The organism is Limnobaculum zhutongyuii (genome assembly GCF_004295645.1).
In the GTDB taxonomy this organism is placed as follows: Bacteria; Pseudomonadota; Gammaproteobacteria; order Enterobacterales; family Enterobacteriaceae; genus Limnobaculum; species Limnobaculum zhutongyuii.
Genome location: NZ_CP034752.1, coordinates 176,312 through 192,664, shown reverse-complemented (window position 1 = coordinate 192,664; position 16,353 = coordinate 176,312). Strand labels below are relative to the sequence as shown.

General features: G+C 47.6%; 13 protein-coding genes. 11 read left to right on the top strand and 2 right to left on the bottom strand.

Annotation, left to right across the window (positions count from 1 at the left end):
• Positions 1-422: 422 nt before the first annotated feature.
• Positions 423-1,514 carry a GGDEF domain-containing protein gene (locus EKN56_RS00505; protein ID WP_130590026.1) on the bottom strand — a complete coding sequence of 364 codons (1,092 nt, stop codon included), beginning with the start codon at positions 1,512-1,514 and terminating at the stop codon, positions 423-425.
• 349 nt (positions 1,515-1,863) lie between these two features.
• Between EKN56_RS00505 and EKN56_RS00500 the strand changes: the two genes are divergently transcribed.
• The 7 genes from EKN56_RS00500 to EKN56_RS00470 all read left to right on the top strand — a co-directional run bounded on the left by EKN56_RS00500 (position 1,864) and on the right by EKN56_RS00470 (position 11,283).
• Positions 1,864-2,898: a LacI family DNA-binding transcriptional regulator gene (locus EKN56_RS00500; RefSeq protein WP_130590025.1), complete on the top strand. Its 1,035-nt coding sequence runs from the start codon at positions 1,864-1,866 to the stop codon at positions 2,896-2,898.
• Positions 2,899-3,008: 110 nt separating this feature from the next.
• Positions 3,009-3,761: a sugar phosphate isomerase/epimerase family protein gene (locus tag EKN56_RS00495; RefSeq protein ID WP_130590024.1), complete on the top strand. Its 753-nt coding sequence runs from the start codon at positions 3,009-3,011 to the stop codon at positions 3,759-3,761.
• Positions 3,762-3,767: 6 nt separating this feature from the next.
• A complete protein-coding gene (locus EKN56_RS00490) occupies positions 3,768-4,730 on the top strand; it encodes a sugar kinase (protein WP_130590023.1) in 963 nt (320 codons plus the stop codon).
• Positions 4,731-4,815: 85 nt separating this feature from the next.
• Positions 4,816-6,072, top strand: coding sequence for an MFS transporter (locus EKN56_RS00485; RefSeq protein WP_130590022.1), 1,257 nt, complete (start codon positions 4,816-4,818; stop codon positions 6,070-6,072).
• Between the two features lie 74 nt (positions 6,073-6,146).
• Positions 6,147-7,121 carry a glyoxylate/hydroxypyruvate reductase GhrB gene (ghrB, locus tag EKN56_RS00480; protein ID WP_130590021.1) on the top strand — a complete coding sequence of 325 codons (975 nt, stop codon included), beginning with the start codon at positions 6,147-6,149 and terminating at the stop codon, positions 7,119-7,121.
• A 285-nt stretch (positions 7,122-7,406) separates the two neighbouring features.
• A complete protein-coding gene (gene acrD, locus EKN56_RS00475; RefSeq protein ID WP_130590020.1) occupies positions 7,407-10,526 on the top strand; it encodes a multidrug efflux RND transporter permease AcrD in 3,120 nt (1,039 codons plus the stop codon).
• Between the two features lie 229 nt (positions 10,527-10,755).
• Positions 10,756-11,283, top strand: a complete 528-nt coding sequence (locus EKN56_RS00470) for a GNAT family N-acetyltransferase (protein WP_210405323.1) — start codon at positions 10,756-10,758, stop codon at positions 11,281-11,283.
• On the opposite strand, the gene ligB is transcribed toward EKN56_RS00470, so the two are convergent.
• Positions 11,280-12,983: an NAD-dependent DNA ligase LigB gene (ligB, locus tag EKN56_RS00465; RefSeq protein WP_130590019.1), complete on the bottom strand. Its 1,704-nt coding sequence runs from the start codon at positions 12,981-12,983 to the stop codon at positions 11,280-11,282. The genes EKN56_RS00470 and ligB overlap by 4 nt on opposite strands.
• A gap of 35 nt (positions 12,984-13,018) precedes the next feature.
• Between ligB and EKN56_RS00460 the strand changes: the two genes are divergently transcribed.
• Genes EKN56_RS00460 through spoT form a run of 4 tightly spaced genes read left to right on the top strand, consistent with a single transcriptional unit; the run spans position 13,019 to position 16,350 of the window.
• Complete coding sequence (locus EKN56_RS00460) at positions 13,019-13,240, top strand: hypothetical protein (RefSeq protein ID WP_130590018.1); 222 nt, start codon at positions 13,019-13,021, stop codon at positions 13,238-13,240.
• Between the two features lie 29 nt (positions 13,241-13,269).
• A complete protein-coding gene (gmk, locus tag EKN56_RS00455) occupies positions 13,270-13,893 on the top strand; it encodes a guanylate kinase (RefSeq protein WP_130590017.1) in 624 nt (207 codons plus the stop codon).
• Between the two features lie 54 nt (positions 13,894-13,947).
• On the top strand, positions 13,948-14,223 hold the full coding sequence (gene rpoZ, locus EKN56_RS00450; protein WP_130590016.1) for a DNA-directed RNA polymerase subunit omega: 276 nt from the start codon (positions 13,948-13,950) through the stop codon (positions 14,221-14,223).
• Positions 14,224-14,238: 15 nt separating this feature from the next.
• The gene (spoT, locus tag EKN56_RS00445) at positions 14,239-16,350 is read left to right on the top strand and encodes a bifunctional GTP diphosphokinase/guanosine-3',5'-bis pyrophosphate 3'-pyrophosphohydrolase (protein WP_130590015.1); all 2,112 of its coding nucleotides are present in this window, start codon (positions 14,239-14,241) and stop codon (positions 16,348-16,350) included.
• Positions 16,351-16,353 lie beyond the last annotated feature (3 nt).

Genomic DNA, 16,353 nt, shown 5'->3' with positions numbered 1-16,353 from the left:
AGCAAATCATAATATTTTCTCGATACTTGACGTTATCATTTAAAAATAAATTATTACTATGAAAAACAACAATATATTAATTATAAAATCACTTATAAAATAACAAAATAAAAACACTTCAAATAGTACTGTTGATACTGGGGTTACTTTTACTATGTTTAATCTATATTCTAATTTTATATTCAAAAATAGCTTACCGTTACTTTTAGTTACTTCTAATATTCTATATACATGCTTAATCTAATTAACTTTTCTCGAGTAGTAAAATCCTAACGCTGTATAACTATTTAAATAATAACCGATTTAAGATTCTATCTATTGACAGGTGAAGGTATTCGGCAATACTGGCTACCATAATAAACGGAAAATACCGGTCCACAGGTCTACCTGTAACAGGCCGCCTGTTTATTAAGTAACGACGTTTATGCTCCGTCAGATACCGCAACCTGATTCTTTCCTGCTTGCTTGGCGCGATACAACTGCTGGTCTGCTGTTTTATAGATTTGTTCTGCCGTTAATGGGTTGCCCGATAAAAACATGGCTACACCAATACTGATAGTCACCGGAACATGCTGACCGTCGGAGCTAATAAACTGATAGCTATCAACCTGCTGGCAAATATTCTTCGCCCGGCCTACGGCTTCCTGAACCGTGATATTAGGGAAAAGCAAACCAAACTCATCACCACCCAGTCGGCCAATAATATCACCGGACCGTATCTGACCTTTCAGCATACGTACCAGTTCTATCAGCACCTTATCCCCCATATCGTGGCCATATTGGTCGTTAATACTTTTGAATGAGTCAATATCCATCATCATCATGGCAAATGACGAATGTTGATAGCGGGTGATTTTATGAACCCGCTGCACCTCTTCAAAAAAATGGCGGCGATTGATAGAGTCAGTAAGCACATCACTTTCAGCAATCGTCTCAATGGTTTGGAAAGTTTCGCCACGGATCCGTTCGCCAATAAACCCCCAAAACAGTGCAAGTATCAATGCGCCTACCATATTAATCATCGCTGCCGGGGTATAAGCAAACTCTGGCCAACTTTTCAGGTGAAGCAAAACTATGGCAACAATGGTTAAGCCATATCCCAGTCCAAACAACGTTCCATGACGGCGGCCCAACAATAAAAAAGCGAATCCGGGAGGAATGATCAAAAAAGCGCTTATTTGCGATCTCCCCTGAAACAGCCAGAACAGCGAGACCACCAGTATTGAAGGTAATAAAACGGTAATCCACAACGTCTGATTCAGGTTGCCACGAAACCATAAATCAACCAACGACAGTAAGCACAACGCAATGCAGATAATGTTAAACAATGCACCCAAAGGCAAATCGCTAATAAAAAGATGAATGGGGATAAAGATTAAGGCCCCGGTGATGGTACAAGCATGGGTGCCAATAATATGACGAGTTCTTCTTTCATCATCCAGGCAACTGAATGAAGTCGGGTATTCAATTCGGCTAGAGAATCGTTTAGCAATTCTGATGATGAGTTCTATCATGGTCACGTTATCTGTAAGAGATGGATATAATCAGGTCTACGGGCAACGTCACTCATCCTTAAGACGCTTTATCATCGTAAGTGTAGCGTCAAAAGATCAAAAAAGCATTTCAATGCAATGAACTAGCGTTAAACATCACAATAGTACTGACTGACAAATGCACCTCTCAAAGACAAATGCACCTCTCAAAGAAAAAATACAGCACCCACTCATCAATACCAGAGAGCTACGCCTGACATCAATCCAACATTAGTTCGCGACAACATCCCCGATTATTGATTCTCATCTCCCTGCTATCTGATGATTATGCTAATCTTTCGGCATTGATACCAACAAGGGTTAGCGGACTGTGAGCAGCAAATCAGAAGGGAAATCATCCGGACGCGCGACGATTAGCGATGTCGCCAAAACAGCTAAAACGGGTAAAACCAGCATCTCCCGCTATCTGAATGGTGAACAACATCTGCTTTCTGACCATCTCAGACAACGAATTGAAGATGCCATTCGTCAGCTAAACTATCGTCCCAGCCAAATGGCCCGCAGCCTGAAAGGCGGGCAAAGCCAGCTAATCGGTCTGATTATTGCTGATATCACCAATCCCTATTCAGTAAATGTACTGAGAGGTATCGAAGCTGCCTGCCGTGCCAATAACTACACATTATTGATGTGTAACACTAATAATGAAGTCGATCAGGAAGAGCATTATCTCCAACTGTTAAACAGCTATCAGGTAGATGGCATCGTGGTTAACGCCGTGGGTATGCGGGAGGAAGCGCTGAATAAGATGCAGCAATCGCTGCTGCCAATGGTGCTGATCGACCGTAAGATCCCCGATTTCGCCTGTGATGCCGTAGGGCTCGATAATATCCAGGCGGGTACTCAGGTTACGGAACATCTGCTACAACAGGGTTTTGAAGCCATTTTGTTTGTCAGTGAGCCTTTCGGTCTGGTGAATACCCGCCTGGAGCGTTTACAAGGCTTCAGGCAGGCGATGGAGCTACATCAGGGTGCTGTAGCTGAACATGCCGAAGTTACGCTGGAAGATGTCGCAGGTCTGGAAACTATTCTGCGAGAATTTAACCATAAATATCGTGGCATGCGTAAAGCGGTGATCTCGGTCAACGGCGCATTAACACTGCAAATTGCCAGAGCATTGCGCCACATTGGCCTCCAGTGGGGTAGCGATATTGGCCTGTTAGGTTTTGACGAACTGGAATGGGCCGAACTGGCTGGCGTAGGTATCACCACGCTAAAACAACCCACCTATCAAATCGGTTATGCCGCGCTGGAACAGGTGCTTAAACGCATTCAGGGAGATGACCAGCCGGTGCAAGATCAACAATTCCACGGTGAGCTGATTATTCGGGGCTCAACCACCCACTGATTAAAAAATATACGTGACTGAGATCATAAATTTGATCTCTGGTTCTTTTTTATGGAACCGATTCCATTTAGTCTGCCAGCATGATGAATCATTCATCACAAGGAGACAAAATGAACAGACAAGTGATGGTGGTTACCGCCGCTTATGGCAGGGATAAAGTCGCAGAACTCGGCGGCCAGCGTGCCTTACTGCCGGTAATCGCTCAATCAGGCGCTGACGGCGTTGAAATTCGCCGGGAGTTATTTATCACATCGGAATTACAACAGCTTACTGAGTTAGGCGACGAAATTTGTAGCCATAATTTAGTGACCTTCTACTCTGTACCGGAAGGCCTTTTTGACCGTCAGGGGCAGATTAATCCCAACCTGATTCAACGTTTCAGTGAAGCAGAACAGCTTAACGCCCGATTAATTAAATTTTCCCTTGGTCACTACCAACCGGGCAGCAACCTTTCTGACCTGCGTATCTTTCTCTCATCCCACCCGATTCAACTGGTGGTAGAGAATGATCAGACCGCAGACTGTGGAATTCTGGCTCCTGTAGCGGCCTTCTTTGATGATATTACCGCTCAGCAGTTACCCATTAAAATGACCTTTGATATGGCTAACTGGCACTGGGTTAATCAGTCGCCACAACAGGCTGCAGAACGGCTGGCTCATTATGTCGGTTACATTCACGTTAAAGCCGCCACACACACCAACAATAGCTGGCAGGCTGTGGCACTGGATCAATCTGACGGTTCCTGGTCTGGTTTGATTCAGCAGCTGCCTGCCAATGCCCCGAGAGGCATTGAATTTCCACTGGAAGGTGACGATTTGCTGGCTGTCACCCGTCATTATGTCGATATCGTCAGAAAGGATTAGGTGCTTATGTCGAATATTACTACTTTTCCCGCCGCTCCCCTGGATGTCGTCACTCTGGGTGAAGCCATGGCCATGTTTGTCGCCACTCAAACCGGTGATTTAGTGGATGTGGAAACCTTCACTAAACGCATTGCTGGTGCTGAACTTAATGTCTCGATTGGTCTTGCGCGTCTGGGTCTGAAAGTTGGTTGGGTTAGCCGGGTTGGCAATGATGCATTTGGTCGTTTTACCCTGCAACAGCTGAAAAAAGAAGGTGTAGACCACCGTCAGGTTACCACCGACTGCCGTTATCCAACCGGTTTTCAGCTTAAATCTAAGGCCGAAAATGGAACCGATCCCATTGTAGACTATTTCCGTAAAGGCTCAGCGGCCAGCCATTTATCCATTGAGGATTTTAACCCTGACTACTTTTCCAGCGCCCGTCATCTGCATCTGAGCGGCGTGGCCGCTGCTATCTCCACCAGCTCACTGGAACTCAGTCGTTATGCAGCACAACAGATGCGGGCGATGGGAAAAACCATCTCTTTCGACCCAAACCTGCGTCCAACTTTATGGTCCAGCCAGCAGGAGATGACCCATCAGTTAAATCAGTTGGCCTTTATGGCAGACCTGGTACTACCTGGCCTGAAAGAGGGACAAATTCTCACCGGTAAAACATCACCGGAAGAGATTGCAGACTTCTATCTGGGTCAGGGCGTCAAAGCGGTAGTGATTAAAACCGGCGCTGACGGTGCCTGGTTTAAATCCGCTGACGGCAACAAAGCAACCATTCCGGCGGTTAAAGTAGAAAAAGTGATTGATACCGTCGGTGCAGGTGATGGCTTTGCCGTTGGTGTTATCAGCGCCCTGCTGGAAGGAAAAACGCTGTCTCAGGCAGTGGTTCGCGGTAACAAAATTGGTTCATTAGCGATACAAGCCATTGGCGACAGCGAAGGTTTACCAACCCGAGCTGCGCTGGGCGAAGAATAACAATAACGTTGTATCTCACCTCCGGATTTAACTACCGGAAGATGAATACAGTTAGCTTAATTACGAATTTGCAAAGGATGTGTCTATGAGTACGAAAAAACTCTCCAGCAAGCGCTGGTGGTACATCATGCCGATTGTGTTTATTACTTACAGTCTGGCATATCTCGACAGAGCAAACTTTAGCTTCGCTTCTGCCGCAGGAATCAACGAAGACCTTGGCATCCCCAAAGGGATGTCCTCTCTGTTAGGTGCTCTGTTCTTTCTTGGCTACTTCTTTTTCCAGATCCCTGGCGCTATCTACGCCGAGCGCCGCAGCGTTAAACGCCTGATCTTCTGGTGTCTGATTCTGTGGGGCGGCTGCGCTACCTTAACCGGCCTGGTGAGTAATATCCCTATGCTGGTAGGTATCCGCTTTATGCTGGGGGTGGTGGAAGCTGCCGTTATGCCAGCCATGCTTATCTATATCAGTAACTGGTTTACCAAATCAGAACGATCCCGGGCCAATACCTTCCTGATATTAGGTAATCCGGTGACGGTGCTCTGGATGTCCATTGTTTCCGGTTATCTGATTCATGCTTACGGCTGGCGTGAAATGTTTATCATCGAAGGGATCCCTGCCGTTATCTGGGCCTTCTGCTGGTGGGTACTGGTGCATGATAAACCTTCGCAAGCTAAGTGGCTGAACGATGATGAGAAAGAGGCGTTACAGGCTCAGTTGGCTAAAGAGCAGGAAGGCATCAAAGCGGTACGAAACTATGGTGAAGCTTTCCGTTCACGTAACGTAATCATTCTGTGTGGCCAATATTTTGCCTGGAGTATCGGGGTATACGGTTTCGTATTATGGCTACCTTCTATTCTGCGCAGCGGTTCCCAAATGGGTATGGTAGAAGCCGGCTGGCTGTCCGCGGTGCCTTATCTGGCCGCAACCATTGCGATGATTTTAGTCTCATGGGCATCGGACAAGATGCAAAACCGTAAGCTGTTTGTCTGGCCTTTATTGCTTATCGGTGCACTGGCGTTTTTAGGATCTTATCTGGTGGGCAGCGATAACTTCTGGCTCTCTTATACCCTGTTGGTGATTGCCGGTGCGGCTATGTATGCCCCTTATGGTCCATTCTTTGCCATCATTCCGGAAATGCTACCGCGCAACGTAGCGGGTGGTGCTATGGCGCTAATTAATAGTATGGGGGCGCTGGGCTCCTTCTTTGGCGCATGGTTTGTTGGCTATCTGAATGGCAGTACCGGTTCGCCTGCCGCCTCTTATATCTTTATGGGCGCCGCATTACTGGTGTCCGTCTTCCTGACATTGATTGTGAAACCGGCTCAAAACCAAACGGCCTGATGGTTATCTCATACGCCCGCCAGTAACCCACAGGCGGGCGTTTTCCCTGATAGTTTCAGCTTATGGAAAACATTATGAAGCCCTCTATCATACTGTATAAAATTTTACCCGATGATTTGCTGGCTCGCCTAGAGCAGCACTTCACCGTTTTACCATTCAATCGTCTAACCAGTGAGAATCGTCAGGACTTTTTGCTCGCCCTGAAACAGGCTCAAGGATTAATTGGTTCCGGTGGACAGATTGATAAAAGCGTTCTGGATTGCGCACCAGCACTAAAAGCAGTCTCAACCATCTCGGTGGGATACGATAACTTTGACGTTCAGACCATGACCGAACGGGGAATTATTATGATGCATACCCCAACGGTACTGACCGAAACCGTCGCCGATACGGTAATGGCCCTCATACTTTCCACCGCCCGTCGGGTGGTGGAAGTTGCCGAATGGGCCAAATCAGGACAATGGAAAGGCAGCGTCGGTAGCGAACTGTTTGGTCTGGATGTGCATCATAAAACCATTGGTATTCTGGGAATGGGACGTATCGGACTGGCATTAGCCCAGCGTGCCCATGGCGGATTTAATATGCCGGTGATATACAACGATCGACAGCCAAATCCGGAAGCCAATAGCCGTTTTAATGCGCGCTTCTGCGATTTAGATACGCTACTGGCAGAGTCTGATTTTGTCTGCGTTAGCCTGCCCCTTACCGAGCAAACTCACCACTTAATCAGCGATGAGCAATTGGCAAAAATGAAACCCAGCGCCATTCTGATCAACACAGGCCGTGGCCCGGTAGTCGATGAAGCGGCGCTGATTAAGGCGTTAAAACAAAAACGTATTTATGGCGCTGGGTTAGACGTGTTTGAAAAAGAACCGCTTTCCGCTGATTCTGAGCTGTTTCGTTTACCTAATGTTGTTGCCTTACCTCATATTGGATCGGCAACCCATGAAACCCGTTACAATATGGCCGCCTGCGCGGTGGATAATCTGATTACCGCTCTGACCGGCAAAGTCACGGTGAACTGCGTTAATCCTCAGGTGATTAAATAACCCCGTTTGCGTTTCTCTATCTGCCAGAGATGATGGTCATTTTCTGGCAGATATTATTTCCACTTGTTGATTCGTTATCCTGCCTTCATCTCACTTTTTCTTGATTATGCTCAGCCAATTCCATTCATCATAAGCCCGATATCCAACACTTCTTTACAGTATCTTCATCTTTTCTCCACCTTTCCTTCTCATTAACAGGTTAAAATGCATTAATATCGCCGTTCTTTTCTCCACGGCTCACCAAACTTATAAAAACAGAGAGTAGACGTATGAGAGGCGCTGTTTATGGCTAACTTTTTTATCGATCGCCCAATTTTTGCCTGGGTTATTGCGATTATTCTCAGCCTGTCAGGACTGCTTGCTCTCAATTCGCTACCGGTGGAGCAATACCCTAATCTGGCTCCGCCTACGGTAAGAATTTCTGCCAGTTATCCCGGAGCATCCGCCCAAACGCTGGAAAACTCAGTCACGCAAATTATCGAACAGAGCATGACCGGGTTGGACAACTTGCTGTATATGTCATCCCAAAGCAGCAGCACCGGTAGCGCCTCGGTTACCTTAACCTTTATGGCCGGAACTGACCCCAATGAGGCCATGCAGCAGGTACAAAACAAGTTAGAAAGCGCCACCCGAAAACTTCCTCAGGATGTACAGCAACAAGGGGTTACCGTATCAAAATCTGGTGACAGCAGTCTGATGACAGTGGCGTTTGTCTCCACAGACCACAGCATGGATCGGCAGGATATTTCCGACTATGTAGCCAGTAATCTGCAAGATCCACTAAGCCGAATTAACGGCGTCGGCAGCGTAGATGCCTATGGTTCACAGTATGCGATGCGTATCTGGCTCGATCCTAACAAACTTGTTAACTACAGCCTGACCACCAAAAACGTGGTTGACGCAATCTCGTCCCAGAACCAGCAGATTGCTGTAGGTCAGGTTGGTGGTACGCCATCGGTACCCGGACAAACATTAAACGCCACCATGAATGCCCAGGCGCAGTTAGAAACACCAGAACAGTTTCGCGCTATTACGTTAAGGGTTAATCAGGATGGTTCGGTTGTCACTCTGGCTGATGTTGCTACCGTAGAGCTGGGTGCAGAAAGATACGATTATTTAAGTCGTTATAACGGTATGCCTGCTTTCGGCATGGGGATAAAACTGGCTTCCGGTGCTAACGAATTGGAAACCGATAAGCTGGTAAAACAGAAAATAGAGGAGCTCGCCCCTTACTTCCCTCACGGGCTAAAAGCCGAATATGCCTATGAAACCACACCCTTTGTTCAGGCATCAATAAAAGACGTGGTAAAAACGTTACTGGAAGCTATTTTGCTGGTGTTTCTGGTGATGTATCTGTTTTTACAAAACTTCCGCGCCACACTGATTCCCACTATCGCCGTACCAGTAGTGTTGTTGGGTACTTTTGCCATCCTGTATGCCTTTGGTTTTAGTGTAAACACCCTAACCATGTTCGCCATGGTGCTGGCCATTGGCTTGTTGGTGGATGACGCCATCGTGGTAGTAGAAAACGTAGAGCGGGTCATGGCGATTGAAGGGTTGTCACCCAGAGAGGCGACCCGAAAATCAATGGGACAAATTCAGAGCGCCCTGGTTGGCATCGCTCTGGTTCTGTCTGCTGTTTTCGTTCCAATGGCCTTTATGGGCGGTACCACCGGGGCTATTTACCGGCAGTTTTCTATCACTATCGTTTCCGCCATGGTGTTGTCGGTACTGGTCGCCTTGATTCTGACACCAGCACTTTGTGCCACCATGCTAAAACCGATTCCTCAGGGCCAGCTTCATGCTAAACGTGGTTTCTTTGGCTGGTTTAACCGCTCCTTTGAGCGTAGTGCCAGCAAGTATGAGCGGGGAGTCGCCAAAGTTATTCGCCGCAGCAGCCGCACTATTCTGGTTTATATTCTGATTATTGGCGGTATGGCCTGGTTGTTTATGAAACTTCCGACCTCCTTCCTGCCGCTGGAAGACCGTGGCGTATTCATGACTCAAATTCAGCTACCGGTGGGTTCCACCCAGCAACAAACGCTGAAAGTGGTGGAGAAAGTTGAAAAATACCTGATGGAAGATGAGAAGAAAAACGTTCGCTCGGTATTTTCCATTGTTGGTGCAGGCCCTGGCGGTAACGGGCAAAACGTAGCGCGTATGTTTGTTCGGTTACAGGACTGGAAAGAGCGCACAGCCCCAGCGGACAGCTCTTTCGCTATTATTGAACGCGCCACTAAATCCTTTAGTCAAATTACCGAAGCCCGCGTTTTCGCCAGCAGCCCTCCAGCCATCTCCGGATTGGGTAGCTCATCTGGTTTTGATATGGAGCTGGAAGACCACGCTGGTCTGGGCCATGAGGCTTTGATGAAGGCGCGTGATACCCTGCTGCAATTGGCCGCTAAAGAACCCAGCCTGACCCGGGTTCGCCATAATGGTCTGGATGACAGCCCTCAGTTACAGGTGAATATCGATCAGCGGAAAGCTCAAGCATTGGGGGTAAAAATTGATGATATCAACAGTACTCTGAGAACTGCCTGGGGTTCTACTTACGTCAACGATTTTATCGACCGTGGTCGGGTGAAAAAAGTCTACGTTCAGAGTGATGCGCCTTACCGTATGCAGCCGGGAGATATCAACCATTGGTATGTAAATAACAGCAATGGAGCAATGGTTCCCTTCTCGGCATTTGCATCTTCCACCTGGACTTACGGCTCACCACGATTAGAACGCTATAACGGTAGTTCTGCTGTAGAAATTGTTGGTGAAGCTTCACCGGGTATCAGCACCGGTACCGCGATGGACACCATGGAAAAACTGGTGGCTCAACTGCCAGAAGGCTTTGGTCTGGAGTGGACCGGCATGTCCTATCAGGAACGTTTATCCGGCTCTCAGGCTCCGGCGCTGTATGCCATTTCCCTGTTAGTGGTATTCCTCTGTCTGGCCGCACTGTATGAAAGTTGGTCAATTCCGTTCTCCGTTATGCTGGTGGTCCCATTGGGCGTTCTCGGTGCTATTTGTGCCACCTGGCTGCGTGGGCTGGAGAACGATGTTTACTTCCAGGTAGGGATTCTCACCATTATTGGGCTATCGGCGAAAAACGCCATCCTGATAGTAGAGTTTGCCAACGATCTGAATCGTAATGGTAAAGATCTCATATCTGCCACCCTTGAAGCCTGTCGCTATCGATTACGCCCCATTCTGATGACCTCACTGGCCTTTATGTTCGGTGTTCTGCCAATGGCTATCAGCAACGGTGCAGGTTCCGGCAGTCAACATGCGGTTGGTACTGGCGTGCTGGGCGGCATGGTAACCGCCACCTTCCTGGCGATATTCTTTGTTCCGGTGTTCTTTGTGCTGGTGCGAAAAAGATTTCCGGGAAGAAAAAATATTGCTGAAGAATAATGAATTTCTGAGTGATGGTATAAAGAACAGTGATTTAGATGATATTTCGGGCTGCCAGAAAACCTAATAAATTGGAATCAAGGGATATTCCGGTCGTAAAATCTTAAGTGTTTATATTCACTTAGTGCCCGACCGGAAGACCATCGGTACTCAACGCTGGCGCAAACTACGCCATAATCAGGTATACTTGCTTTTTTTTATCCATCAGATTAATTTATAAAGGTTTTTCGTGTTTTACCATATTCGCAGTATGAATCCGTCTGATTTAGACGCCATCCTTGATATTCAGGCATCGGTCTATTCCTCCGATATTCTGGAAAGTCCTGAGTTTTTTGAAAACCGTCTGGAACTGTCGGCAGAAACCTGCTGGGTTGCCGCGACACCAGACCGTTTATTGGGCTACCTGATCTCGTATCCATGGATTCGCACTTTCCCACCGTCTCTCGATGGCATGCTGAATAACCTGCCTGTAGAAGCCGACAGCTGGTTTGTGCACGACTGCGCTATTTCTCCTCTCGCTCAAGGGTTGGGCGTTGGTAAGACACTGTTTACCTCTGCAAAAGAAAATGCTCTGGAGCAAGGTTTTCAGCATACCAGCTTGGTATCTCTGGCTCAGGCAAACAGCTACTGGCGCAGTCAGGGTTATCTACCCGTTGATCAGACGCCACAACTTAGCGAAAAACTTGCCGCTTATGGCGAGAATGCCTGCTATATGTATCAGGAAGTTAATCGTTGTATTAACGATAATTTAAGTTAGAAACCCTGAACGCCTGCCGCTTTAAGCTGTTCAACTAACGCTAATAGCGGCGGGTGGTGAACAAATTCTACCGCCCGTTTGGCACTTTTTTCTCCCATCCCGTTCTGCTGCCAGTCGGTTGCTGTCCAGTGAAGTAAATTATCCCAACCCACTTTCCGCATGATTTCCGGAGAAATAAACGTCATCCCCAATCCTGTCAACCATTGGGCGGCATCACGCTGACGGGCAATGGCAATTTGCTGCAACATTCGTTGAGAATTTCTCTGACTAAAACCGGATAGGCTCAGCAGGTCAGCCTCCGATAACCACAGCCAGGATGCTAAATCCGTCACTTTTCCTGCAATCAATAACCGCTGCCAGGTTTTCTGGCTTATGCCTTTCAAATCCAAACCTTTCTTGCCGCTAAGCCATACCAGTCGGGCAATAAACTGCTGCTCACATTCCCCTTCTGTGTTCCAACAGCTTAAAGAATCATGCTGTGTCTCATCCGGAATTTCTGGCACAACTCTTTCAGCGACGCGCCAGACCACCTCCGTCATTTTTGGAATCCCTTGCCCCGCCAAGGTCACCGCTACCCGATCGCCGGGAACAATATCCCATGATCTCCAGCGGGCTATCGATCCCAAAGATATTCGACGTACCGTTTTATCATCAATTTTGACTGGTTCCAGCTGTACTACCGTTGAGACTCGACCAGTACGTCCAATGTTAAAATTGATGGCCTGCACCTCGGCAATCACCTTTTCTGTCGGGTACTTCCATGCAGCAGCCCAAAGAGGCGGTTGCGCACTCCAACTGCTACCTGATGGGCGAATCCCCTGACGAATAACCACACCATCACGGGCAAACGGCAATGGATTATCAAACCAGTATTGATACCAGCTTTCTACTTCATCGACATTTGCCACTGGATGGGTATCGTCTGGACCATACTCAAACCCCATACTTTTTAACTGTTGCAGACGAAATGCCATATCTTCCGGGCCATCAGGCCAATCCCAGACCCAGAAAGCAATATTCGTCACCGCCTGTGGTGACAACGCTTTTGCCATCATGGCTCCGGCAACTTTGGCTCTGGCATTCTGCCCACCATCACGATGTTGAATATGGTCTGCCAGATACCAGAACAGCTCCCCCTGCACCACGACTCGCGGCAAGTCAGTACTAATTCGTCGGGGAATACCGTTAATATTCAGGGCATGAGCGGTCCAGTCTTGCCCTTTAATACCATCCCCCCGACTGATTGCAGACACCAGATGACCGTTTTGATACACCAGCGTAACCGCCACGCCATCAATTTTTGGCTGTATCCACAGGTTAGAGCGAGATTTCATCCAGTCCGCAACTGCCTGCCTGTCAGCCAGCTTTATCAGTCCGGTTTGTACAACGGGATGAAACATAGGCAGATTTTGACCCTCTTCACCGAATACATTGTGCTCTGCAACAACATCGGAGAAACAGCCAGCCCACTGCCGTCGTTGGGCAAGCAAATGGTCATAAATATCATCATCAATCAATGAAACACCCTGAAAATAGTACGCCTGATTCCATCGCTGTAATTCGGCATCTAATGCCCTGATTTCGCGTGTTGCCTGAGTCTTATTCCATTTTGGGCACTCGGTTAACGTTTGCCCCCAGGCTATACCTCCACTCAGATAGAGCAGCAACCAGCCAATTAACAGTTTGATAAGAAAAAGCATTCCGTTCTCCCTCCATGTAAGAGGGGTCTATTTCAATGGGAAACGAAAACCAAAAACAGTACCAAACGCAAGCTCTGGAAACCGTCACGAAAAAAGGATTTGTTCTTTCTGCAACGGATAATTATTTTGTGAGAGGGCTCGAAATACCTTTAATCAGCCCAACAATAAATAAAATTGATGCGTTATGGTGTGACAAGGATGTAAGCCAGACGGCAGCGGTGTATACTATGCAGGGATTTTGCACGCTTCTTTTCTGATAATTCAACGACAGTAAACAGACATCATAATGGTTAAAGGTACTCTTTATATTATTTCGGCACCCAGCGGTGCGGGAAAATCCAGCCTTATTCAGGCACTGTTAAAAACGCAACCGACTTACGATATGCAAGTGTCTATCTCTCATACCACCAGAGAGAAACGCCCTGGTGAAGCGGAAGGTGAACACTACTATTATGTCTCTGTAGATGAATTTCAGCGTTTAATCGCAGAAGAGGCTTTTTTAGAGTACGCCGAAGTTTTTGGTAATTATTACGGGACTTCCCGGCCAATGATTGAACGGGTTCTCTCTCAGGGAATTGACGTCTTTCTCGATATTGACTGGCAAGGTGCTCGTCAGATTCGGGAAAAAATGCCGCAAAGTCGCAGCATTTTTATTTTACCCCCGTCGAAAGATGAATTAGTCCGTCGCCTTCAGGGGCGTGGGCAAGATAGTGATGAAATTATTGCTAAACGCATGAATAAAGCAGTACAGGAAATTTCTCACTATGATGAATATGATTATCTGATCATTAATGATGACTTTGATTTGGCATTACACGACCTGAAAGCAATCATTCGTACTGAACGTTTGCGTTTAGACCGCCAAAAAATGCGAAATGAAGCATTAATCAGCAAATTATTGGCAGACTGAAGCAGGTTTCAGTATCATGCCCAGTCTTTTCTTTATCTGTGGAGCTACACACTTATGGCACGCGTAACCGTACAAGACGCTGTTGAAAAAATTGGTAACCGCTTTGACCTGGTTCTGGTCGCGGCACGTCGGGCTCGTCAAATCCAGACTCAGGGTAAAGATCCTCTGGTTCCTGAAGAGAACGACAAATATACCGTTATTGCACTGCGTGAAATTGAAGAAGGTCTGATCAACTCTCAGATTCTGGATTCTCACGCTCGTCAGGAACAGCAAGAGCAGGATGCCGCAGAAATGCACGCTGTCACCGCGATTGCTGAAGGTCGTCGTTAATCAAGGCTGCCTATTTTGTACCTGTTTGAAAGCCTTAATATACTGGCTAAACAATACTTGCCGGATGAGCAAATTGAGTGCCTCAAACAGGCATACGTTGTTGCTCGCGATGCCCATGAAGGGCAATCACGTTCCAGTGGTGAACCTTATATCACCCATCCCGTTGCTGTGGCCTGCATTCTGGCAGGCATGCGGCTGGATTATGAAACGCTGATAGCTGCGCTGCTACACGATGTTATTGAAGACACATCCGTTACTTATCAGGATGTGGAGCAACGCTTTGGAAAAAGTGTTGCCGAACTGGTGGATGGCGTATCCAAACTGGATAAGCTTAAGTTTCGCGACAAGAAAGAAGCTCAGGCAGAAAACTTTCGCAAAATGATCATGGCGATGGTGCAAGATATCCGCGTCATTTTGATCAAACTGGCCGACCGCACCCACAATATGCGTACCCTTGGTTCGCTACGTCCGGACAAACGTCGGCGCATTGCCCGCGAAACGCTCGAGATCTATAGCCCTCTGGCCCACCGTCTCGGTATTCACCACTTAAAAATCGAGCTGGAAGAGCTTGGTTTTGAAGCGCTCTATCCTAACCGTTATCGCGTACTTAAAGAGGTAGTGAAAGCCGCTCGCGGTAACCGTAAAGAGATGATTCAGAAGATCCTGTCAGAAATCGATGGTCGTCTGAAAGAGGCGGGAATTCCCTGTCGCGTCAGTGGTCGGGAAAAACATCTCTATTCCATCTATCGGAAAATGCACCATAAAGAACAGCGTTTTCACTCGATTATGGATATCTATGCATTCCGTATTATCGTCAATGAAGTCGATACCTGCTATCGGGCACTGGGTCAGGCACACAGCCTGTATAAACCGCGTCCCGGCAGAGTGAAAGACTATATCGCTATTCCAAAAGCTAACGGCTACCAGTCTCTGCACACCTCCCTGATTGGGCCACACGGTGTACCCGTTGAAGTACAAATTCGTACTGAAGACATGGACCAAATGGCAGAAATGGGGGTCGCGGCTCACTGGGCCTATAAAGAGCAGGGTGAGTCCGGAACCGCAGCACAAATCCGTGCCCAGCGCTGGATGCAAAGCCTGCTTGAACTGCAGCAAAGCGCCGGTAGTTCGTTTGAATTTATTGAAAGTGTGAAATCCGATCTGTTCCCGGATGAAATCTACGTGTTTACGCCAAAAGGCCGCATTGTAGAACTTCAGGCTGGGGCAACGCCGGTTGACTTCGCCTATGCGGTACACACTGATATCGGCCATGCCTGCGTTGGGGCACGAGTAGATCGCCAGCCTTATCCGCTATCGCAAGAGCTGCATAACGGTCAAACCGTCGAAATTATTACTGCGCCGGGTGCTCGTCCGAATGCAGCCTGGCTAAACTTTGTCGTCAGCTCTAAAGCCCGTACCAAAATTCGTCAGATGCTGAAAAACCTGAAGCGCGATGACTCTATCGGGCTGGGACGTCGTCTGCTGAACCATGCGTTGGGTCAGGGGCGTAAAGTCACCGATATCGATCCGAAAAACCTGAGTCGGGAGCTGAAGCGCCTGAAGCTGGCAACCCTTGATGATTTACTGGCAGAAGTAGGTTTAGGCAACGTGATGAGCGTAATGATTGCCAAAAACCTGCTCAATGACGGTTCTAACAGCGATGATGAACCGGCAGTTAACGGTCGTAAGCTGGCGATTCGCGGCGCGGACGGTATTCTGTTGACCTTTGCCAAATGCTGTCGCCCGATCCCTGGAGACCCAATCATTGCCCATGTTAGCCCGGGGAAAGGTTTGGTTATTCACCATGAATCCTGCCGTAACATTCGCGGTTACCAGAAAGAACCAGAAAAATTCATGGCCGTTGAGTGGGCGGAAGATACTGAGCAAGAATTTATTGCTGAAATCAAAGTCGAGATGTTTAACCATCAGGGCGTACTGGCTAATCTTACCGCTGAAATTAACTCGGCAAAATCCAATATTCAGAGCCTGAATACGGAAGAGAAAGACGGCCGGGTTTATATCGCCTACATTCGCTTAACCACGCACAACCGCGTTCATCTGGCTAATATTATGCGTAAAATTCGCATCATGCCGGATGTGATTAAAGTCACCCGCAACCGAAATTAATTG